Source organism: Pseudomonas flexibilis, assembly GCF_000802425.1.
Lineage (GTDB): Bacteria > Pseudomonadota > Gammaproteobacteria > Pseudomonadales > Pseudomonadaceae > Serpens > Serpens flexibilis.
This window is the reverse complement of record NZ_JRUD01000036.1, coordinates 1-19,634: the sequence shown is the minus strand read 5'-3', so window position 1 is coordinate 19,634 and position 19,634 is coordinate 1. Positions and strand designations below refer to the sequence as shown.

Annotated in this window: 15 protein-coding genes; 10 read left to right on the top strand and 5 right to left on the bottom strand. The window is 67.0% G+C overall.

From position 1 onward, the window contains the following. Nucleotides 1-117: 117 nt before the first annotated feature. Nucleotides 118-1,347 carry a phosphoglycerate dehydrogenase gene (gene serA / locus SF06_RS17180; protein WP_027588761.1) on the top strand — a complete coding sequence of 410 codons (1,230 nt, stop codon included), beginning with the start codon at nt 118-120 and terminating at the stop codon, nt 1,345-1,347. Between the two features lie 153 nt (nt 1,348-1,500). Here serA and SF06_RS17175 read toward each other — a convergent pair whose 3' ends face one another. Both SF06_RS17175 and SF06_RS17170 read right to left on the bottom strand, forming a co-directional pair. Continuing rightward, the gene (locus SF06_RS17175; protein ID WP_027588762.1) at nt 1,501-1,992 is read right to left on the bottom strand and encodes a 2-thiouracil desulfurase family protein; all 492 of its coding nucleotides are present in this window, start codon (nt 1,990-1,992) and stop codon (nt 1,501-1,503) included. A 5-nt stretch (nt 1,993-1,997) separates the two neighbouring features. Next, entirely contained in the window at nt 1,998-2,585 is a 588-nt protein-coding gene (locus SF06_RS17170; protein ID WP_234702716.1) for a 2OG-Fe(II) oxygenase, read from the bottom strand. A gap of 136 nt (nt 2,586-2,721) precedes the next feature. Here SF06_RS17170 and SF06_RS17165 point away from each other — a divergent pair, with 136 nt between their 5' ends. Next, complete coding sequence (locus tag SF06_RS17165) at nt 2,722-3,450, top strand: DUF2059 domain-containing protein (RefSeq protein WP_039562829.1); 729 nt, start codon at nt 2,722-2,724, stop codon at nt 3,448-3,450. 7 nt (nt 3,451-3,457) lie between these two features. Here the strand turns inward: SF06_RS17165 and bipL are convergent, their stop codons facing one another. After that, complete coding sequence (gene bipL, locus SF06_RS17160; RefSeq protein WP_027591005.1) at nt 3,458-4,390, bottom strand: phospholipase BipL; 933 nt, start codon at nt 4,388-4,390, stop codon at nt 3,458-3,460. Between the two features lie 84 nt (nt 4,391-4,474). Here bipL and SF06_RS17155 point away from each other — a divergent pair, with 84 nt between their 5' ends. The 7 genes from SF06_RS17155 (at nt 4,475) to SF06_RS17125 (ending at nt 13,364) form a co-directional block, all read left to right on the top strand. Continuing rightward, nucleotides 4,475-5,038 carry a DUF6436 domain-containing protein gene (locus SF06_RS17155; RefSeq protein ID WP_027591004.1) on the top strand — a complete coding sequence of 188 codons (564 nt, stop codon included), beginning with the start codon at nt 4,475-4,477 and terminating at the stop codon, nt 5,036-5,038. A gap of 69 nt (nt 5,039-5,107) precedes the next feature. Then, the gene (locus SF06_RS17150) at nt 5,108-5,386 is read left to right on the top strand and encodes a hypothetical protein (protein WP_027591003.1); all 279 of its coding nucleotides are present in this window, start codon (nt 5,108-5,110) and stop codon (nt 5,384-5,386) included. Between the two features lie 28 nt (nt 5,387-5,414). Beyond that, nucleotides 5,415-5,657, top strand: coding sequence for a TIGR02647 family protein (locus SF06_RS17145; protein ID WP_027591002.1), 243 nt, complete (start codon nt 5,415-5,417; stop codon nt 5,655-5,657). Between the two features lie 61 nt (nt 5,658-5,718). After that, complete coding sequence (locus tag SF06_RS17140; protein WP_065365693.1) at nt 5,719-8,514, top strand: class I adenylate cyclase; 2,796 nt, start codon at nt 5,719-5,721, stop codon at nt 8,512-8,514. A gap of 35 nt (nt 8,515-8,549) precedes the next feature. After that, nucleotides 8,550-9,035, top strand: coding sequence for a sigma-70 family RNA polymerase sigma factor (locus tag SF06_RS17135; protein ID WP_139182088.1), 486 nt, complete (start codon nt 8,550-8,552; stop codon nt 9,033-9,035). Nucleotides 9,036-9,355: 320 nt separating this feature from the next. Then, entirely contained in the window at nt 9,356-12,175 is a 2,820-nt protein-coding gene (locus tag SF06_RS17130) for a TonB-dependent receptor plug domain-containing protein (protein ID WP_169745317.1), read from the top strand. A 76-nt stretch (nt 12,176-12,251) separates the two neighbouring features. Next, on the top strand, nt 12,252-13,364 hold the full coding sequence (locus tag SF06_RS17125; protein WP_039562826.1) for a cytochrome-c peroxidase: 1,113 nt from the start codon (nt 12,252-12,254) through the stop codon (nt 13,362-13,364). Between the two features lie 3 nt (nt 13,365-13,367). Here the strand turns inward: SF06_RS17125 and SF06_RS17120 are convergent, their stop codons facing one another. Both SF06_RS17120 and SF06_RS17115 read right to left on the bottom strand, forming a co-directional pair. Then, nucleotides 13,368-14,012 carry a hypothetical protein gene (locus SF06_RS17120; protein ID WP_039562825.1) on the bottom strand — a complete coding sequence of 215 codons (645 nt, stop codon included), beginning with the start codon at nt 14,010-14,012 and terminating at the stop codon, nt 13,368-13,370. An 82-nt stretch (nt 14,013-14,094) separates the two neighbouring features. Further along, nucleotides 14,095-16,980, bottom strand: coding sequence for a putative bifunctional diguanylate cyclase/phosphodiesterase (locus tag SF06_RS17115; RefSeq protein ID WP_039562823.1), 2,886 nt, complete (start codon nt 16,978-16,980; stop codon nt 14,095-14,097). 185 nt (nt 16,981-17,165) lie between these two features. Between SF06_RS17115 and uvrD the strand changes: the two genes are divergently transcribed. Beyond that, nucleotides 17,166-19,346 (top strand): DNA helicase II, encoded by a 2,181-nt coding sequence (gene uvrD / locus SF06_RS17110; RefSeq protein ID WP_027590996.1) that lies wholly within the window; start codon nt 17,166-17,168, stop codon nt 19,344-19,346. Nucleotides 19,347-19,634: the final 288 nt, after the last annotated feature.

Sequence of the window (19,634 nt, the reverse complement as noted above, 5' to 3'; positions counted from 1 at the left end):
ACGCCCCCCGTTAATCGCGCGCTCCGGCCGATTTCGGGGTCGGCCGCGCGCCGGCCCGGCCAGCCACTCCCGCTGACCATCCCCCTGCCTATTTCATACGGGATCACAGGTACGCAGATGAGCAAGACCAGCCTCGACAAGAGCAAGATCAAGTTCCTTCTTCTGGAAGGTGTCCACCAGAACGCCGTGGACACCCTGAAGGCCGCCGGGTACACCAATATCGAGTACCACACCGGTTCGCTGCCGGAGGCGGAGCTCAAGGAAAAGATCGCCGATGCACACTTCATCGGCATCCGCTCGCGCACCCACCTGACCGAGGAAATCTTCGACTGCGCGAAGAAGCTGGTCGCGGTCGGTTGCTTCTGCATCGGTACCAACCAGGTCGACCTGAACGCCGCCCGCGAGCGTGGCATCGCGGTGTTCAACGCGCCCTATTCCAACACCCGTTCCGTCGCCGAGCTGGTGCTGGCCGAAGCCATCCTGCTGCTGCGTGGCATCCCCGAGAAGAACGCTGTGTGCCATCGCGGCGGCTGGATCAAGTCGGCGGCCAATTCCTTCGAAATCCGCGGCAAGAAGCTGGGTATCGTCGGCTACGGCTCGATCGGCACCCAGCTCTCGGTGCTGGCCGAAGCGCTGGGCATGCAGGTCTACTTCTATGACGTGGTCACCAAGCTGCCGCTGGGCAACGCGCAGCAGGTCGGCAGCCTGCACGAGCTGCTGGGCCTGGCCGACATCGTCTCCCTGCACGTTCCCGAGCTGCCGTCCACCCAGTGGATGATCGGCGAGAAGGAAATCCGCGCCATGAAGAAGGGCGCCATCCTGCTTAACGCCTCGCGCGGCACCGTGGTGGAAATCGAGCCGCTGGCCCAGGCCATCAAGGACGAGCACCTGATCGGCGCCGCCATCGACGTGTTCCCGGTCGAGCCGCGTTCCAACAACGAAGAGTTCATGAGCCCGCTGCGTGGCCTGGATCGCGTGATCCTGACCCCGCACATCGGCGGCTCCACCGCCGAAGCGCAGGCCAACATCGGCCTGGAAGTGGCCGAGAAGCTGGTCAAGTACAGCGACAACGGCACCTCGGTGTCCTCGGTGAACTTCCCGGAAGTGGCCCTGCCGTCGCACCCGGGCAAGCACCGCCTGCTGCACATCCACAAGAACATCCCGGGTGTGATGAGCGCCATCAACCGCGTGTTCGCGGAAAACGGCATCAACATCTCCGGCCAGTTCCTGCAGACCAACGAGTCGGTGGGCTACGTGGTGATCGATGTCGACGCCGCCTACTCCGACCTGGCCCTGCAGAAGCTGCACGAGGTGGAAGGCACCATCCGCGCCCGCGTGCTGTTCTAAGCGCCGGCTTCGGGAGGTGAAAAAGGGAGGCTTCGGCCTCCCTTTTTCGTTGCGGTCTTTCCCTCTTTTTGTAGGAGCGGACTTGTCCGCGAGCTTCGGTGTGGCCTGCACGAAAAGCTCGCGAATGAATTCGCTCCCACAGGGCGGTGGTCCCTACGTCTGCTCCAGATCGCGCAGCGCCTCGGCGGCGGCGTCCAGCTCGTTCTCGTTGAACACCTGCACGCCGGCCTGGCGCAGCGCGGCGGCAGTCACGCCTTCGCCGTCGATCAGCGTGCCGCTGAAGCTGCCGTCGTAGTTCTGCCGGTTGCCGCAGGACGGGCTGCGCGCCTTGAGGATGGCCAGGCGGATGTGTTGCTCGCGCACCAGGCGCAGCGCGGCCTCGGCGCCAGCGCGAAAGGCATCGCTGACGTCCAGCCCATGCACGGTGATGACCGGTGCACGGCCAGCCAGCACCTGGCGACCGGCGCCGCCGGGGATTTCCGCCGGCGGGCGGGGCGTGGGCAGGCCGCCGGCCGTTTCCGGGCACAACGAGACCAGCCGGCCTTCCGCCTGCCACTGGCGCAGGCGCTCGAACGGGCCATGGCTGCCGCCGTCGTAGCGCACGGGCTGACCGAGCAGGCAGGCGCTGACCAGGATGCGTTCCATGGCGTTCAGATCCGCCGGCGAATCCAGCCGGTCAGCGCCAGGCGCTGGCGGCGGGCGGGCAGGACCTCGTGCGGAATCCGGTCGGACATGAAGCAGACCAGCGTGCCGCCCTCCGGCAGGATGTCGCGCTCGCCCTCGGGCAGGTACATGCGCAGCTGCCCGCCGTCGGCCTCGCACCAGTCGGGGTCGTTCAGGTAGACCACCACCGTCACGGTGCGCCGGTCGTCATCGCGGAAGCGGTCCAGGTGGCGCTGATAGAAGCCGCCCGGCGCATAGACGGCGAAATGACTTTCCAGATCCTCCAGACCGAGGAACAGCTCGCGATTCAGGGTCAGGCGTAACGCATCGATGGCTGCCAGGTATTCGTCGCAGGCCGCCGACTGACCCGGCTCCAGCCAGAGGATCGAGTCGCTGCGGATGGACTCGTTGATCAGCTTGCCGTCGCCGCGACCGATTGCGGCGGGCAGCAGTTCGCCGGCCGCATGGCGGGCGCGGCACTCTGTGGCCAGTTGGAGGGTCAGAGAGTTCGCAAGGAAGTGGGGCTGCACTGACCAGCCACGCGCGACCAGATCATCGATGATATTCGCCAGCACGGGAGTCCCCAGGGGTGTCAGAGGCGCGCATTCTATGCCTGCGCGGGGGGGCGCTGAAAAGTACTTTTTGCGGCGCTCGACAGCCGTGATTTTCCTTCTGAAAATGCGCGCTTTCGCGCGTCTGCCTGGAGTTTTCATGCCCGCGTTCATCTGCCTGCTTCTTGCCCTCCTCAGCCTGCCGGTCGTGGCCGAGGCGGAGCCGCACGTGCGACTGTTCCAGGCCGCCGGGTGGCCGCAGCAGCGCGAGCATTTCCATGCCGCGCTGCGCCAGGCCCAGCAGCGCTATCGCGACACGTTGCCGGCCGGTGTCTTTCAGACGCTGGTGGCCAACAGCAACCAGCGTTTTCAGCCCCAGGGAATGGACGAGCGGGCGCTGGAGACGCTGCGCACGCGACTGACCGACCCCGCTCCGGCGCTGGACTTCTTCGAGTCACCCCTGGGACGCAAGGTGGTGGCCGCCGAAGTTCAGGCCAGCAGTCCGGCCAGCCTGAACCGGGCACCGCAAGCGCTGCCGCTGAGCGAGCCGCGTCGTGCCTCCCTGCGGCGCCTGGCGGATGCGCTGCCGGCGAGCGAGGCGGGCGTGGAGGTCAGCCTGGCCCTGGCCGGTGTGGCCGCCGACAGCCTCAGCCAGATGATTCCCGGACTGCCCATGGGCATGGCCAGCCAGGGCGTACTGGACAGTCAGCGCGCCCGCTTGCGGCAACAGATGGAACCGCGCCTGGTGGAGGGACTGGCGCGGGTCTACCAGCCGTTGAACGACGCTGAGCTGGAACGCTTCGCCCGCTTCGCCGAGTCGGCCGAGGGGCAGCGCTATTACCGGGCGGCACTGGCCGCGCTGCGCGCCAGCCTGCGCGTGGGCAACTGACGCGGGCTCAGCCCAGTTGGCGGGTCAGGAACTCGAAATACTGCTGACGCAACGCCTCGCGCTCGTTGACCAGGTGATGCCGTGCGTCGGGCAATAACAATCGGCGCGGCTGGTTGAACTTGTCCTCCAGCACGTCGAGGTTGTGCTGCCATTCCACCGTTGCATCCTGCTCACCCTGCACGATCAGCGGGCTGTGCGCGCTGCGCCGGGCGCCCTCGATGCGCGGGATCCAGCGCGCCAGGGCACCGACCCAGGCGGTGGGCAGGATGCGCGGCTGCAACGGGTCGCGGTGGTGCACGAAGTCGATGAAGTCGGCGTCGCTGGAGTTCACGCTGAACCGCCGGGGAATCGCGTCCACGAAGGGCCGCACCAGGTGGTAGCTGAGCTGTGAGCGTTTCCAAGCGCGCGGCCGTACCAGCGGGGCGAGCAGGATGGTCTCGCCCAGCTCGGGGCGTGGTCGGCCATGCAGCAGGTAATCGAGCAGGATGGCGCCGCCGGTGCTCTGTCCGCACAGGTGCCAGGGGCGGGGCAGGCGCAGGGCCTCGGCCTCGGCGAACAGCCCGTGCAGCACCGCCTGGTATTCGCCGAAGTCGTCGATGCTGGCGCGCTTGCCGCTCGACAGCCCGTGCCCGGGCAGGTCGCAGGCCAGTACCGCGAAGTTCAGGCTCAGCGCCCAGTCCACCAGGTTGCCGTACAGCCCCATGTGGTCGTAGTAGCCATGCAGCATCAGCAGTGTGGCCACCGGCCGCTCGGGCAGCCAGACCTGCGCCGCCAGGCGATAGGGGCCGGCCCGGAAGCTGCCCAGCCGGCTGCGCACGCCGGCACGTACCGCGTCGAGCCCGTAGAAGCTGCGGTAGTGGCCGCTCTGCGCGGGCTCCTGGCCGGCCGCCGCCAGCGGTGGCAAGGCTGCGAGCAGGTGTTCGGGCTGGAAAGTGGACATGGCGTACCGAATGCGGGAAAGGGCGGACCCGGTATACTGCGCGGCGCCGCACCCGGCAAGCCCCACAGCCAAGGTCGCCGTACCATGTCCCTGACGCGCAAGTCCCTGCTCGCCTACCTGCTCGCCGGCCTATGGCTGGTGGCCATGGTCTGGGCCTTCTGGTGGTATCAGGCCCGCTACCTGCGGCCCTTCGATACCTCGCCCACGCTGTTCAGCGGCGAGCACCTGCAACTGCCCGCCGCCATCGCCGGCCCCGGGTCGGTGCGCCTGGTGCATTTCTGGGATCCGGCCTGCCCGTGCAACGTGGGCAACCAGCAACACCTGGCCGAGATGCTCGAACGCTATGCCGGGCAGGTGCAGTTCTATGCTGTGCAGCGTCCCGGTAGTCGCGGCCAGTTGCCGGCGCCGCTGGCCGCGCTGCAGCCGCTGAGCGGGCTGCAGGGCGCCGAGGACCTGCCAGCCAGCCCGGCGGTGGCCGTCTGGGACAGCCTGGGCCGGCTGGCCTACTTCGGCCCCTACAGCGAAGGTGCGGTATGCACCTCGGCCAACAGTTTCGTCGAGCCGGTGCTCGATGCGCTGCTCGCCGGTCGCCCGGTGCTGGCGCCGCAGACGCTGGCCAGTGGCTGTTTCTGCGCCTGGCGGGACTGAATCGCGCAGGACGGGGGACAGCCGGCAGTCCGCGTGGCAGAATGCGAACCACTTCACAGGGGGTTTCCCATGCATGCATCCGAGGATGACGAACTGTACGCCGGCCAGGCGCTGATCGAGGCCATTGAGGCGCAACTGGAAGGCGGCGAGCCTCCGGCGACCCGGGCGGTCTATAACAAGCTGAGCCTGGTCGGTTACGAGCGTGAGGAAATCCTGCAGATGATGGCCCTCGTCCTGGCGGATGAGGTGCGTGTGATGCTGAACGACAACCGTCCCTTCGATGGCGAGCGTTACGAGCGCCTGCTGCGTGCATTACCCGAGCTGCCCGACGAGGCCGCCGAGCACTGAATCCCGCCCTACTACAAAGGAAGCAGCCATGTCCTATACGCCAGAGCGCATTGCCGAGTTGCACCTGCTGACCCACTTCAACCTGGCCAACCACCAGGAAGGCCTGAAGCTGCACAGCGACGCCGACCCGCAGTTGCTGGGCGCCGCCGCCCGTCTGCATGCCCGTGGCCTGCTCACCCAGGTCGACGGTGGCTACCTGACCAGCCTCGGCCTCGATGCCGCCGAGCACGCCCAGGCCCTGCTGACCATCCTGACCCCCGCGGAAGGCTGATCCGCGCGCACAGGCGCCACCGCCGGCTGTGCCGGGCGGTGGCCCGTTCTCCGATTCGCACATGTCCTCGAACGATTGCAGCGCCCCACCTGGCGTCCCTGGTCCGTTGCCGGATCGCCGGGGCCTGGAGCTGCTGCGCCAGCGTTTTCTGACACTGAATGCGGGGCGTCTCGAACGCGCCCACCAGTTGCTGTCCACACGCCAGCAGCGTGTCCTGCATCTGTTGCCGCTGCTGTTTCATGTCAATCATCCGGGTCTGCCCGGCTACGTCTCGACCAGTGCGCCGGCGGGCCTGAGCGACTACGAACCCACCGAAGCCGCGCTGAACGAGGCGCGCCAGCTGGCTCGCTCGTTCCGCTACTGGGCGCTGCCGCAGCAGCAGGTTGCTCCGCTGCATGGGCTGTTCCTGATGGGCAGCCTGGGCACCCTGGCGCAGACTGAGCGCAGCGACATGGACCTCTGGCTGTGCCATGACCCGGCGCTGGACGAGGCGGCCCTGGACCTGCTGCGGCGCAAGGCGCGCGCGGTGGAACACTGGGCGGCCAGCCAGGGCGCCGAGCTGCACGTGTTCCTGGTTGACCCGGAGCGCTTCGCCAGTGGTCGGCGTGATGCCGAGCTGACCGGCGAGGACTGCGGCAGCAGCCAACACTACCTGCTGCTCGATGAGTTCTTCCGCACGGCGCTGTGGCTGGCCGGCCGCACGCCCACCTGGTGGCTGGTGCCCGCCGAGCAGGAGGAGCGCTACCCGGACTATGTCGCCGCGCTGCGTTCGTGCGGGGTGCTGACGGCCGAGCAGGAGCTGCATTTCGGCTACCTGGGACGCATCCCGGCCCGGGAGTACCTGGGCGCCGGCATGTGGCAGCTCTACAAGGCGATGCAGTCGCCCTACAAGTCGGTGCTCAAGCTGCTGCTCAACGAGGCCTACGCCAGTGCCCACCCCGGTGGTGAGGCGCTGGCCCTGCAGTTCAAACGCGACGTGCTGTCCGGCGTGGATGACCTGGACGATCTGGACCCCTACATCCGACTCTATCGGCGTCTGGAAGACTATCTGCGTGACGACGCCGCGCGCCTGGAGCTGGTGCGTCGCTGCCTGTACCTGAAGGTCGACCGGCAACTGAGCCGGCCGGCGTCTGCCCTCGGGCGCACCTGGCAGCGTCAGCTGCTGCGCCAGCTGTGTGCGGGCTGGGGCTGGGGCGAGCCCCGCCTCGTCCTGCTCGACAGCCGCCCACGCTGGAAGCTGCGCCAGGTGGAGAGCGAGCTGCGACTGCTGGTCGCCGCGCTGATGCGCAGCTACCTGAGCCTCAAGGCATTCGCCGAGCAGCAGCACGTGCTCAACCCACTGAGCGAGCGCGACATGCTGGTGCTGGCCCGCCGCCTGCGCGTGCTGTTTGCGCGCAGCGGGGCGAAGATCGATACCGTCAACCCGGGCATTGCCAATAGCCTGGCCGAGCCCAACCTGACCCTGCGCCGCGTGGAGCCCGAGCAATGGGCGCTCTACGACGGCAGCCTGACTGCCAGCCAGTGTCAGGACCGGGTGCCGCTCAAGCGCAGCCGGCACCTGATTGCCCTGCTGGCCTGGGCGCAGCGCAACGGCGTACTCGACAGCGCCAGTCGGGTGACCCTGCACCCGGGCCAGAGCCATCTGCGCGACTTCGAGCTGCAGGGGCTGCGCGCCTGCCTGCAGACACTGCCCGGACCGCAGGCCGAGGTGGCAGATGCCCTGATGCTGGAGAAGCGGCGCGCCGAGCGGGTACTGGTGCTGATCAATGTGGGGATAGACCCACTGCAAGGCCTGTCCCGCGCCCAGATGGTCGGCGGGCGCAACGATGTGCTGGACTATGGCGGCAGCCAGGCCAATCTGGTGCAGAGCCTCGACCGTATCACCCTGACCAGCTGGAACGAGGTGACCCACCAGCGCTACGAAGGCCCGCAGGCGGTGTTCGAGTGTCTGCGCGAATTGCTGGGCGAGGGTGTGCACGCCCACCGGGTGCAGTTCCAGTGTTTCGCCCAGAACCGTGCGCAGGCCTTGGCCCAGCGTCTGGAAGGGTTGTACGCGCAATCCGCCGACGTGCTGTGCGAGAGCGAGGCGCGACTGCTGGTGCGCATCGCCGGCCACTACCGGATCTGGCAGCGTCGCGACGGCGAGGTGAGCGAGCAGGTGCTGGGCGAGCTGCCCGGCCTGCTCGCCTGCCTGGGCATGGCGCAACCGAGCCTGCCTCCGCTGCATCTGGATTGCCAGGCACTGACCGATCACAGCCTCGGCCTGGTGCTGCGTCATGCGGAGCCCGGTTGCCTGCAGGTCTTTTACCAGAGCGGCGAAGACACCCAGGTCTACCTGCTCGATGAGTGCAATGCGCTCTGGCAGCAGACCCTGCCGGGGCGCCCGGAAGCCGTGCTGCCAAGGCTGCAGCATTTCCTCGAAACGGTGGCGGGCAGCCCGCAGAATCGCCCGGCGATGCTCGGCCAGGGGCCGGTGCGCTATTACCAGTTGCTGCCCGGCGCACCGCTGACCGCCACCGAGCTGGTGCGTCGCCTGCCACCGCAGGCCACGCCGGGGCCGATGCCGCTGTATGCCCGCATCAGCCGGGATGCGCAGCAGCAAGAGCAGCTCACCCTGTATTGCGGCTGGGAGGATTTCCACCAGCGCAAACTCGGCGACCGGCTGTACCGGACGGTGGTTGCCCAACTGCGTGCGCGTAGCCTGGTTGGCCCGTTGATGGTCGCCGAGCTGGAACTGAGTGGGGCATTCGAGGCCGGCCAGCTGCAGACGCTGCATTACCTGGAGTACAAGCGAAGCATCGAGCAGGCGCTGCGGGCTGTCGAAGGCTTTATTGATAATGCTTCTCAACACGGGTAGGATCGCTCGTCCTGCACCTGCTGTTGCGCCGAGCCGTGCCATTCCCCCGCCTGCAACTTTATCTGTCCCACCGCGAGGCACTGATCAAGTATGCCGCCCGCCTGCTGGGCAGCCCCGCCCAGGCCGAGGACATCGTCCAGGAAGCCTGGTTGCGCTTCGACCGCGAGGCCGCCTGCCAGCAGCCGGCCGGCTACCTCTACCGTATCGTGCGCAACCTGGCCATCGACAGCAGCCGGCACCTGCAGATCGAGCAACGGGTCGACGACGCTGACGAGCACTTGGCGTCACTGGCCGCGCCCCAGCACTGCCCGGCCAGCGCCGCGCTGTATGCCGACCAGCTGCGGGCCATGCAACAGGCGCTGGATCGGCTGCCACCACGTACCTGCGACGCCTTCTACCTGCACCGCATCGAGGGCCTGACGCTCAGCCAGATCGCCACGCAGCTGGGCATTTCCGTGGGCCTGACTCATCAATTGGTGCGCGAAGCACTCACCCGCTGTGCCGAGTGCCTGGATGAGTGAGCGAATCGCTGGGGCAGCGCTCCTATCTACTGGGTTCGGCGTTCATGCCCAACGTGGAACTTGCAGACCGCCATGTGGCGCCCGCTTTGATCTGCGCAGTCCGCGGCAGGCGCTGCAGGCGGCCGTGGAGGCGGCGGGCGGCCGGTTGCGCCCCCTGACTCCCTACCTCCAGGTGATCCGCTGAGCCCCCTTCGGAAAAATTCCTCGGACAAGTCTGAAATTTTTTCTGCCCCGTTCGTCATTACAGCAAGCGAGCCGAATGATAGGCGTTCGCATTTTCTTTTGCCCCGACCTTGGGGCGGCTGTATGGGGAACGATTCATGTCTCACGCTTTCCAGCCAAGGCCACTGGCCCGCCTGCTGACCGGTTCCGGTCTGCTGGCGTTGCTCAGTCTGGCTCCGGTCATGCATGCCGGCGCGGCCAACCCGCCCAGCGCGGCGCACAGTGCGCTGCGCATCTATGACATTCCCGCGCAGGATCTGGCCGGTGCGCTGCTGGGGTTCGGCCAGCAGTCCGGCCTGCAAGTTGGGGCGCCGAGCCCGCTGCTGGCGGGCAAGCAAGCACCCCGGGTGCAAGGACGGATGAGTGCGGTGCAGGCGCTCGACCAGATACTGGCCGGCTCCGGGCTGGTCTGGCGAGTCGAGGCGCAGGGCGTACGCATCGTTGCGCCCGAGCGCGAGGCCGGCAGGCTGGAGCTGGGCAACACGCTGGTGCAAGGCCGGCAGACCCTGCCGATGGGCACTCAGGTGGTGGGCCGCCAGCAGATCGAAGGTCTGCCTGCCGGCAACGGTGACATCACCAGCCTGCTGAAGCTCAATCCCAACGTGCAGTTCGACGACGCCCAGCTGAGCAGTAAGACGCCAGGGGAAATCGCGCCGGCGAACATCAGCATCAACGGGGCGAAGTTCTACCAGAACGCCTTCGTGGTCGATGGCATGAACATCAACAACAACATCGACCCGGCCGCTTCGAATCCCAGCCTGCTCGACTCGGTGCCCGGCCGCAGCCAGGGCCTGGCGCTGGACACCGATCTGCTCGAAGAAGTCAAGGTGCTCGACAGCAACGTCCCGGCGGCCTACGGGCAGTTCACCGGCGGGGTGGTCGAGGCGACCACGCGCATGCCGAGCAAGGCGCTGCACGGCAAGCTCTCCTACCAGATGACCCGGTCGGAATGGACCGAGTACCACATCGCCCAGAGCCAGGAAGAGAGCTTTCGTTACTCCTCCTCGCATGACGAGCAACCGAAGTTCGAGAAAACCATCGTGCGCGGCACCCTGGAGGGGCATGTCACGGATACCTTCGGCCTGCTGGCGAACTTTACCCAGAAGCGCTCGATCATCCCGCTCAGCCTCTATTCCGCCCACCACGTCGAGAACATGGGATTTCATGAGGAAGAACAGCAGCGCCAGATCGACAACTATTTCCTGAAGGCGGTCTGGCAGGCCAGCGATGCCTGGCAGATCGAGTCCAGCCTGACCTATGCCCCGGAGGAGAACCACTACTTTCGCAGCAACACCCTGGATTCCGGCTTCGATACCCAGCTGGGCGGCCTGCAGACGGGACTGAAAGCCATCTGGCGCGGTGATCTGGCCAAGGTGGAGCAGCAGCTGGCCTGGGGGCGGATCGAACAGTCGCGCGAATCCGACAGCGCCGACTACTTCTCCTGGAGTTATTCCGAAAGCAAGGATTGGGGCACCGTCGGCAGCAACCCGCTGACCCGCATGAGCCTGCAGGGTGGTTACGGCGATATCGAGCAGCGGCAGGACAGCTGGCAGTACCGGGTCAATGCCGACTGGAGCGCGTTCCTGCTGGGCGATACCCGCCATGCCGTGCAGTCCGGCCTGGAGCTGGGCTACCAGGACACCCATTACCGGCGCCTGACCGACACCCATGTCTACGTAACGGCGAAATCCACCAGCACCTGCACCAATGCGCTGGGTGTCACTGACACCGTGGCCTGCGCCCTGGGCACCACCGCCCGGGGCTGGCCGGGTCAGTACCTGTCCTCCGCCACCTACTATCGCCAGGGTGAGTTCACGGTCCAGACCACCTCGTGGGGCGTGTGGCTGCAGGATGAAATCCAGTGGGGCCGCCTCAGCTTGCGCCCGGGCATCCGCGTTGACGGTGACGACTACATGGACGAAGTCACCGTGGCCCCGCGCTTCGCCGCCACCTATGACGTCTTTGGCGACGGCGCGACGCTGGTCACCGCGGGCGCCAACCGGTACTACGGTCGCAACGCCGCTGCCTGGCAACTGGAGGATGGGCGCAACATGCTGCGCAGCACCCTGAAGCGCAACACGCTGAACGATGCCTGGACCGAGACCGCCCAGGCCGCCAACACGGTGAAGTTCAACCAGCTGGACATCGCCTACGACGACGAGCTGGTGCTCGGCCTGACCCAGCAGTGGTCCGGGGTGGAGTACGGGCTCAAGTACGTGAACCGCAAGGGTCGCGATCAGGTCATCCAGGTTGCGGGCGAAACCCTCGGTCAGCCCTCCCAGGACACGGAGGCGCTTTCGCGCACCTACACCACCTACACCAACGACGGTCGCAGCGACGCCCACGTGGTCAGCTTCACGGCGACCCCGCTGCAGCCGATCCGTTTCGCCGGCACCCGAAGCAGCCTGCAATTGGCGCTGGACTGGACCGAGGTGGCCAGCAACTACGCCGACTACAGCGAAGAGCTGGACGAGGACTACTACCACAATCCCTACATTCGCTACGACGGAGAGTTCATCCGTTACGCCGAGCGCCCGGCCGGCAACTACGCCCGGCCCTGGACCGCACGCCTGAGTGGCGTGACGGAGATTCCGGGCTGGAACCTCACGGTCAGCAACTTCTTCCGCTACCGCGCCGGCTACCGGGATATCGGCAAGGTGTCCGGGGTAATGGATGAATACCAGGGCGTGGCGGTCGAGGTGTGGGAAGAAACCGACTATGGCGCGGCCCTGACCTGGGGTTTGCGGCTGGGCTGGGAGATTCCCACCGGCAAGCAGCAGGCGTTGTTCATCAATCTGGACGTCTTCAACGTGCTGGATGAGCAGGTGGTGAGCAGCGTGCAGAGCAGCGCCGTAGCGACCACACCGAGCTACGACGTAGGCCGCCAGTACTGGCTGGAAGTCGGCTACCGCTTCTGACCATCGCGCAATCCATCGCCCGGCCGGGACTGCTCGCGCCGGGCGCGTTCGTTTCTGCCCGTAGTGAGTGACAGACATGAAAATCGCACGAATCGCGGTGTTGGCTGCGGGCCTGCTGGCCGTGCCCGCCCTGGCCTGCGAGCTGCCCCCACCCGGCGGCACACCCACTTCCGAGCAATACGCCTGCCTGCGCCAGGTCTATTCCGGGCCTGCGGATCAGTGGCCTCCTCCCCACGTGGACCCGGACGTGGCCTGGAAGGAGCTGGGGCCGCTGCCCGAGCGGGCCCCTGCGCCGGCGAACAATCCGCATACGGAGGAGAAGGCCAGGCTGGGCGAAGACCTGTTCTTCGACCCCAGGCTGTCGCGCTCCGGGCAGATCGCCTGTGCTTCCTGTCACGAGCCGGACCTGGCGTTCGCCGACGGGCGCAAGGTGCCGTTCGGCCACGACCGCGCCGCCGGCCGGCGCAACTCGCCGAGCGTGGTGATGAGTGGCTTCGCCACCTCGCTGTTCTGGGACGGACGCGCGCCGACCCTGGAAGCCCAGGCGCTGAGGCCGATCGAGGACCCGCTGGAAATGGCCTTCACGCTGCCGGAATTGCTGGAACGCCTGAACGCCAGTACGGCGTACCGCCCGCGTTTCCAGGCAGTGTTCGGCCGGCAGACCATCGACGCCGAGCAACTGGGCCAGGCGCTGGCCACCTATCAGCGCACCCTGGTGCGGGTGGCGCGCGCCACCCGCTTCGAGCGCTTCTTGAACGGTCGCCACAACCAGCTCAGCGATCAGCAGATCCACGGCCTGCATCTGTATCGGACCCAGGCGCGCTGCCTGAACTGCCATTTCGGCCCGGAAATGACCGATCACCAGTTCCACAACGCCGGCATGACCTACTACGGGCGCAAGTACCAGGACCTGGGGCGTCATGAGGTGACCGGCAAGGTGGAGGATGTGGGCCGCTTCCGCACCCCGTCGCTGCGCCTGGTCAGCAAGACAGGGCCGTGGATACACAACGGCCTGTTCCCTGATCTGCAGGGGGTGCTGAATTTCTACAACGTCGGCATGCCGCGCCCGCAGCCCCAGGGCGAGCAGGTCAACGACCCGCTGTTCCCGAAAACCTCGGCACGCTTCCAGCGTCTGGGGCTGAATGTCGAAGAGTTGCGCGCGCTGCGCAGCTTCCTCGACACGCTCTGAGCATCAGGCGTTCGTGGCCAGCAGGCGGCACAGCTCATCGCTGCGCTGGCGCAGCTCCGGCTCCAGGGCGCTGCGCACCGCCGGACTCAGCTGACGGCAGATGTCCGCCTGGCGGCGGGCCGGCAGGCCGCTGAGCACCGATACGGACAGCGGCAGATGGCCGTTGGGAATGGACACCTCGGTCAGGGTGCGCAGGTAGCTGCTCGACATGCCCTGCAGGCTCTGCACCAGCAGCGGCACGTCGCCGAAGCGGGCGCCGATGCGCAATACCGGCAGCGGATCGTTGAGGCCCAGAATCAGGTTGCGCAGCTGTTGTGGCGCCAGGCATTCGGCGTAGCGCGCCGCGGTGGCGAAGTCGCTGTTGCGGCACAGGGCCTTGGCGATCTGCAGGTGCAGGTTGTCCGGCAGGTGCAGCCAGGTGTCGAGGATGCTGTGCGGCTCCAGATGGCGGGCGGTCTGCGCGAGCAGCTCGACAGGCAGCGCCTGGATCAGCACACGCAACCGATGGGGTTCGGTATGTGGCGCCATCAGGGCGATCTGCCGAGGGCTGAGGCGCTGCAGCACGGCAGTCTGCAGCACCAGTGGAGTCACGTTTTGCAGGCGGAGCAGCAGTCGCAGACCGCGACCCGGTTGTTTGCGCGTATCCATGCGTCGTTCCTCGCGATGTCCGTTGCCGGCGAGGACAGCAGTACGGCGAGGCCGCGCCTAGCCAGCCTTCGATGGGTGCGCGTCAGGGTGCGACCATCATCTCCTGCTCGCGCAGCAGGGAGGCGAAATGAATCGCTTCGATCGGTCGGCTGATCAGGAAACCCTGGATCTCGTCGCAGCCCTGGGACTTGAGGAAGTCCAGCTGCTGCTGTTCCTCGACGCCCTCGGCTACCACCTTGAGTTCCAGGCTGTGGGCCATGGCGATGATCGCACGGGTGATGGCGGCGTCCTCGCCGTCCTCGGTCAGGTCGCGCACGAAGGTGCGGTCGATCTTCAGGTAGTCGACCGGCAGGCGCTTGAGGTAGCTGAGCGAGGAATAGCCGGTACCGAAGTCATCGATGGCCAGCTTGACCCCCAGTTCGCGCAGCTGGTTCAGGGTGTGCAGCACGCTCTCGACGTTGTCGAGCAGTTGGCTTTCGGTCAGCTCCAGTTCCAACAGGTGGGCCGGCAGGCTGGTCTCTTCGAGCACCCGACGGACCAGGGTGGTGAGGTTGCCCTGGCGCAGCTGGTGCACGGAGACATTCACCGAGACACGGATGTCGCCCAGGCCTTGCTGCCGCCACTCGCATGCCTGGCTGGCAGCGCGGCGCAGCACGAATTCGCCGATGGCGCCGATCAGACCGGTCTCCTCGGCCAGCGGGATGAAGTCGGCCGGCGACACCAGGCCGCGCTGCGGATGACGCCAGCGCACCAGGGCCTCGGCGGCCTGCAGGCTGTCCAGGCTCAGGTCCAGCTTGGGCTGGTAGAAGACCTCCAGCTGGCCGCTGTCGATGGCCTTGCGCAGCTGGTTCTCCAGTTGCAGCCGCTCCAGGGTGCAGGCTTGCAGGTTGTCGGTGAAGAATTGGAAGTTGTCGCCGCCCAGGTGCTTGGCGTGCTGCATGGCCATGTTGGCCTGGGTGATCAGCGCCGAGACCTCACGAGCATTCTCGGGCAGCAGGCTGATGCCGATCGAGGCGCTGACGACCAGCTCGTGCCCGTCCACTGTCATGGGCGCACGCAGCTTGGCCAGCAGCTGGCTGGCCAGTCGGGAAAGACTCGACAGGTTGCTGTACTGGTCAAAGAGCACCACGAACTCGTCGGCCGCCAGCCGCGCCAGGGTATCGGCCTCGGCCAACTGCTCGCTGAGGCGCCGGCCCATGTTGCGCAGCACCTGGTCGGCCACTTCATGCCCCAGGCTGTCGTTGAGCAGCTTGAAGCGGTCCAGGTCGATGTGCAGCAGCGCCAGGCTGCGTCCGGTCTGGCGTGAGCGCTGGCCAGCCTCGTGCAGGCGTTCCTTGAACAGCATGCGGTTGGCCAGGCCGGTCAGCGCATCGTAGTTGGAAAGGTAGCGCAGACGTTCCTCGGCCTGGCGGCGGGCGCTGAGGTCGGCGAAGAAGCCGACCATCTGGGTGATGCGCCCGTTACGGTCGCGCACCGCGTTGATCTGCAGCCACTGCGGGTACAGCTCGCCATTCTTGCGCGTCTCCATCATCTCGCCCTGCCAGCGGCCATGGGCGAGCAGCTGGGCGTGGATCTGCCGGTACTGGCGATGGGTGTCCGGCGAGCTGACCAGCTGGGTGACGTTGCGCCCGACTGCTTCCTCGCGCCGGTAGCCGGTCATCACGCAGAATGCCCGGTTCACCGCCAGCACCTGGTAGTGCCGGTCCAGCACGACAATGCCTTCGCTGGCGGTCTCGAACACCGTGGCGGCGAGGCGCTGTTCTTCCTCCCGGCGCTTGCGGGCGGTGATGTTGCGCCGGGTACCGAGCATGCGCACCACGCGGCCGCGCTCGTCGCGCTCCATGACCCGGCCGCGGTCCTCCACCCACACCCAGTAGCCGTCGGCGTGACGCACCCGGTATTCCACGGCGTAACCGTCGGTGCGCCCGCGCATGTGCGCGCTGAGGGCATGCAGCAGCAGGCGGCGATCGTCCGGATGCAGCAGTGGGCGCAGGTCGCGGCGCATGTTGAGGGTGCCGGTCGGGGCCAGGCCGAACAGCTCCTGCAGCTTGGAGTGATGCACTTCGTCGGTCCGCAGGTTCCAGTCCCACAGACCCAGTTCGCTGGCTTCCAGGGCCATGGCCAGGCGCGCCTGGCTCTTGCCCAGCGCGTAGGTGGCTTCGTCCAGTTCCTGGGTACGTTCGGCGACCCGTCGCTCAAGCTGGCTGTGGGCGGCGCGCAGCTGGCGTTCCGCCTGGCGGCGCTGTTCAACCTCGCGGGCCAGCTTGTGATTGAGTGCCTCGCTGTGACGCTGGGCTTCTTCCTGGCGCTCCAGGAGCGCCTGGTTGTAGAAGCGCTGCATCAGGCTGCGCTGCACCAGCCGGTTGACCTGCCAGGCCATCACCAGCAGCGCAAGCAGCAGCAGCAGGCTGAGCTGGCCCCAGCCATGCAGCAGTTCGCTGTCGCTCAGCAGCAGAAACACCGCGGTGGGCAACAGGCACGGCAGGATGAAACTAAGCAGCGCCGGCAGGCTGATGGCATAGGCGATGGTGGCGCAGGCCACCGAGACGGCGATCAGGCCGTACAGGGGCACCTGGGCGAGGAAGCTTTCCGCCGGGGCCAGCATGATGGCGGCGAAGCTCAGGGTCACGCCGGACGCGGCGGCGCCCAACACGAACATGCGTATCCAATAGGGATCGGCCTGCCGCTCGGCGCTGGCGCGTTCGAAGGCGCGTACCTGCAACAGGCGCAATAACCCGAGGACCAGCAGCGCGCCCAGCCAGCCCAGCAACAGCAGCGGCGACGCGAGGAATGGCCAGAGTGCCCAGGCCGAGACCAGGCCACAGATCAGCATGAACAGCGTCGGCAGCCGCGATCCCTCATACAGCAGGCGGGTCCGCTCGATGGCGATCTGCGAAGCGTACTGTTGCTTGACGGACTGCGCGGCGGAGACCGGCAGACTGAGAGCCGAGTCTAGGGATGCGGTCATAGGCGTTTTTTAGTGGAGTTGGGGCCCAGGCGTTGGGCGAGCATACCCGAGCCCATCGGCCGGCCCAAGCCCTGCCAGTGGCGTTTTGCAAGCAGTGGAGTTCCGCCGGCGGTTCTGGTGGGAGCGGACGCGCCCGCACAGCGCCGTCACTCGCCCTCGCGGCATGCAACCTCTAGAATGCCGCGATGCTAGAAGACCTCTCCCCCCTGCTGAATACCCTCAACGACGCCCAGCGTCAGGCCGTCACCGCCCCGCTGGGTCGCCAACTGGTGCTGGCCGGTGCCGGATCGGGCAAGACCCGTGTCCTGGTGCACCGCATCGCCTGGCTGATCGGCGTGGAAAACGCCACGCCGCACTCGATCCTGGCCGTCACCTTCACCAACAAGGCCGCCCACGAGATGCGCGAGCGCATCGGCCGGCTGCTTGGCCACAGCCCGCAGGGCATGTGGGTCGGCACCTTCCATGGGCTGGCCCATCGCCTGTTGCGTGCCCACTGGCAGGAAGCCGGCCTGGCCGAGAATTTCCAGATCCTCGACTCCGACGATCAGCAGCGCCTGGTCAAGCGGGTGATCCGCGAGCTGGGCCTGGACGACAGCAAGTGGCCGGCGCGCCAGGCCCAGTGGTTCATCAACGGTCAGAAGGACGAGGGCATCCGTCCGCAGCACATCCAGGCCGGCGGCGACCTGTACCTGACCACCCTGCGCTCCATCTACAGCGCCTACGAGGCGGCCTGCGCCCGCGCCGGGGTCATCGACTTTTCCGAACTGCTGCTGCGCGCCCTGGACCTGTGGCGCGACCAGCCCGGCCTGTTGGCCCATTACCAGAAGCGCTTCCGCCACTTGCTGGTGGACGAGTTCCAGGACACCAACGCCGTGCAGTACGCCTGGCTGCGCCTGCTCGGCCAGGGCGGCGACAGCCTGATGGTGGTGGGCGACGACGACCAGTCCATCTACGGCTGGCGCGGCGCCAAGATCGAGAACCTGCAGCGCTACGGCCAGGACTTCCCGGATGTGCAGTTGATCCGCCTGGAGCAGAACTACCGCTCCACCGGCACCATCCTCAAGGCCGCCAACGCGCTGATCGCCAACAACAGCGACCGCCTGGGCAAGGAGCTGTGGACCGACGGCGGCGACGGCGAGCCGTTGTTGCTTTACGCCGCCTACAACGAGCACGACGAGGCGCGTTATGTGGTGGAGAGCATCGAGCGTGCCCAGAAGGAAGGGCTCAAGCGCCGCGAGATCGCCATCCTCTACCGCTCCAACGCCCAGTCGCGAGTGCTGGAGGAGGCGCTGCTGCGCGAGCGCATCCCCTACCGTATCTATGGCGGCCAGCGCTTCTTCGAGCGCGCCGAGATCAAGAACGCCATGGCCTACCTGCGCCTGCTGCAGACCCGGCACAACGACGCCGCGCTGGAGCGGGTGATCAACCTGCCGGCGCGCGGCATCGGCGAGAAGACCCTGGAAACCCTGCGCGACTTCGCCCGCGCCCATGAACTGTCGCTGTGGGGCGCCATCCACCAGGCCATCGGCGTCAAAGCCATCGCCGGCCGCGCCGCCAGCGCGTTGAACGGCTTCGTCGAGCTGATCGACGAACTGGCGCTGCGCGTCGAGGGCCTGCCCTTGCACAGCATGACCCAGCAGGTCATCGAGCGCTCCGGCTTGCTGGCCTACCACCGCGACGAGAAGGGCGAGAAGGGCCAGACCCGGGTGGAAAACCTGGAGGAACTGGTGTCCGCCGCGCGCGCCTTCGAGTACGAGGACCTGGCCGAGGGCGAGACGCACCTGTCGGCGTTCCTCGACCACGCCTCGCTGGAGGCCGGCGAGCAGCAGGCCGCCGAGGATGAGGACAGCGTGCAGCTGATGACCCTGCACAGCGCCAAGGGCCTGGAATTCCCCCTGGTGTTCCTGGTGGGCATGGAAGAAGGGCTGTTCCCCCACAAGATGAGCCTGGAGGAACCCGGGCGCCTCGAAGAGGAGCGCCGCCTGGCCTACGTCGGCCTGACCCGGGCCATGCAGCGCCTGGTGATGACCTACGCCGAGACGCGCCGGCTGTACGGCAACGAGACCTACAACCGGGTGTCGCGTTTCGTGCGCGAGATTCCGGCCGGGCTGGTTCAGGAGGTGCGCCTGTCCAACAGCGTCAGCCGGCCCTATGGCGGGTCCACGGCCGGCAACGCCTCGCTGTTCGCCGGCGCCGAGGTGCCGCAGACCGGTTTCAGCCTGGGGCAGCGGGTCCGCCACGCGCTGTTCGGCGAAGGGGTCATTCTCAACTTCGAGGGCTCCGGCGCCCAGGCGCGGGTGCAGGTGAATTTCGACGAGGGCAGCAAGTGGCTGATGCTCAGCTACGCCAAGCTGGAGGCGCTGTAGTCACGAGGTGGCGGGGTTGCCCGCCCGCCGCCGTCGTCCTGTGGGAGCGGACTCGTCCGCGAACTGTTTAGCGGCCGGCCAGCCTCTGACAGCAACGCGCGCGATTGAATTCGCTTGTATGTTTGTGCCTGTCGGGGATGAGGGACCAAGTTCGCATCTGACGCAAGTAGCGCTGTCTGTTATATCGTACTGACGCTGCGGTGGACCGCATTCGAGTAGACGTTGGCGCTAGGCGGAGACTGTACAAAACAACAATGAAGTTGATGTGCAAGAAATAAGAGAAAAAGA

What these genes read in the sequence shown, in the direction of transcription:
- serA (WP_027588761.1), top strand. Translation starts at nt 118, where the DNA reads ATGAGCAAGACCAGCCTCGACAAGAGCAAGATCAAGTTCCTTCTTCTG.
- SF06_RS17175 (WP_027588762.1), bottom strand. Translation starts at nt 1,992, where the DNA reads ATGGAACGCATCCTGGTCAGCGCCTGCCTGCTCGGTCAGCCCGTGCGC.
- SF06_RS17165 (WP_039562829.1), top strand. Translation starts at nt 2,722, where the DNA reads ATGCCCGCGTTCATCTGCCTGCTTCTTGCCCTCCTCAGCCTGCCGGTC.
- bipL (WP_027591005.1), bottom strand. Translation starts at nt 4,390, where the DNA reads ATGTCCACTTTCCAGCCCGAACACCTGCTCGCAGCCTTGCCACCGCTG.
- SF06_RS17155 (WP_027591004.1), top strand. Translation starts at nt 4,475, where the DNA reads ATGTCCCTGACGCGCAAGTCCCTGCTCGCCTACCTGCTCGCCGGCCTA.
- SF06_RS17150 (WP_027591003.1), top strand. Translation starts at nt 5,108, where the DNA reads ATGCATGCATCCGAGGATGACGAACTGTACGCCGGCCAGGCGCTGATC.
- SF06_RS17145 (WP_027591002.1), top strand. Translation starts at nt 5,415, where the DNA reads ATGTCCTATACGCCAGAGCGCATTGCCGAGTTGCACCTGCTGACCCAC.
- SF06_RS17140 (WP_065365693.1), top strand. Translation starts at nt 5,719, where the DNA reads ATGTCCTCGAACGATTGCAGCGCCCCACCTGGCGTCCCTGGTCCGTTG.
- SF06_RS17130 (WP_169745317.1), top strand. Translation starts at nt 9,356, where the DNA reads ATGTCTCACGCTTTCCAGCCAAGGCCACTGGCCCGCCTGCTGACCGGT.
- SF06_RS17125 (WP_039562826.1), top strand. Translation starts at nt 12,252, where the DNA reads ATGAAAATCGCACGAATCGCGGTGTTGGCTGCGGGCCTGCTGGCCGTG.
- SF06_RS17120 (WP_039562825.1), bottom strand. Translation starts at nt 14,012, where the DNA reads ATGGATACGCGCAAACAACCGGGTCGCGGTCTGCGACTGCTGCTCCGC.
- SF06_RS17115 (WP_039562823.1), bottom strand. Translation starts at nt 16,980, where the DNA reads ATGACCGCATCCCTAGACTCGGCTCTCAGTCTGCCGGTCTCCGCCGCG.
- uvrD (WP_027590996.1), top strand. Translation starts at nt 17,166, where the DNA reads ATGCTAGAAGACCTCTCCCCCCTGCTGAATACCCTCAACGACGCCCAG.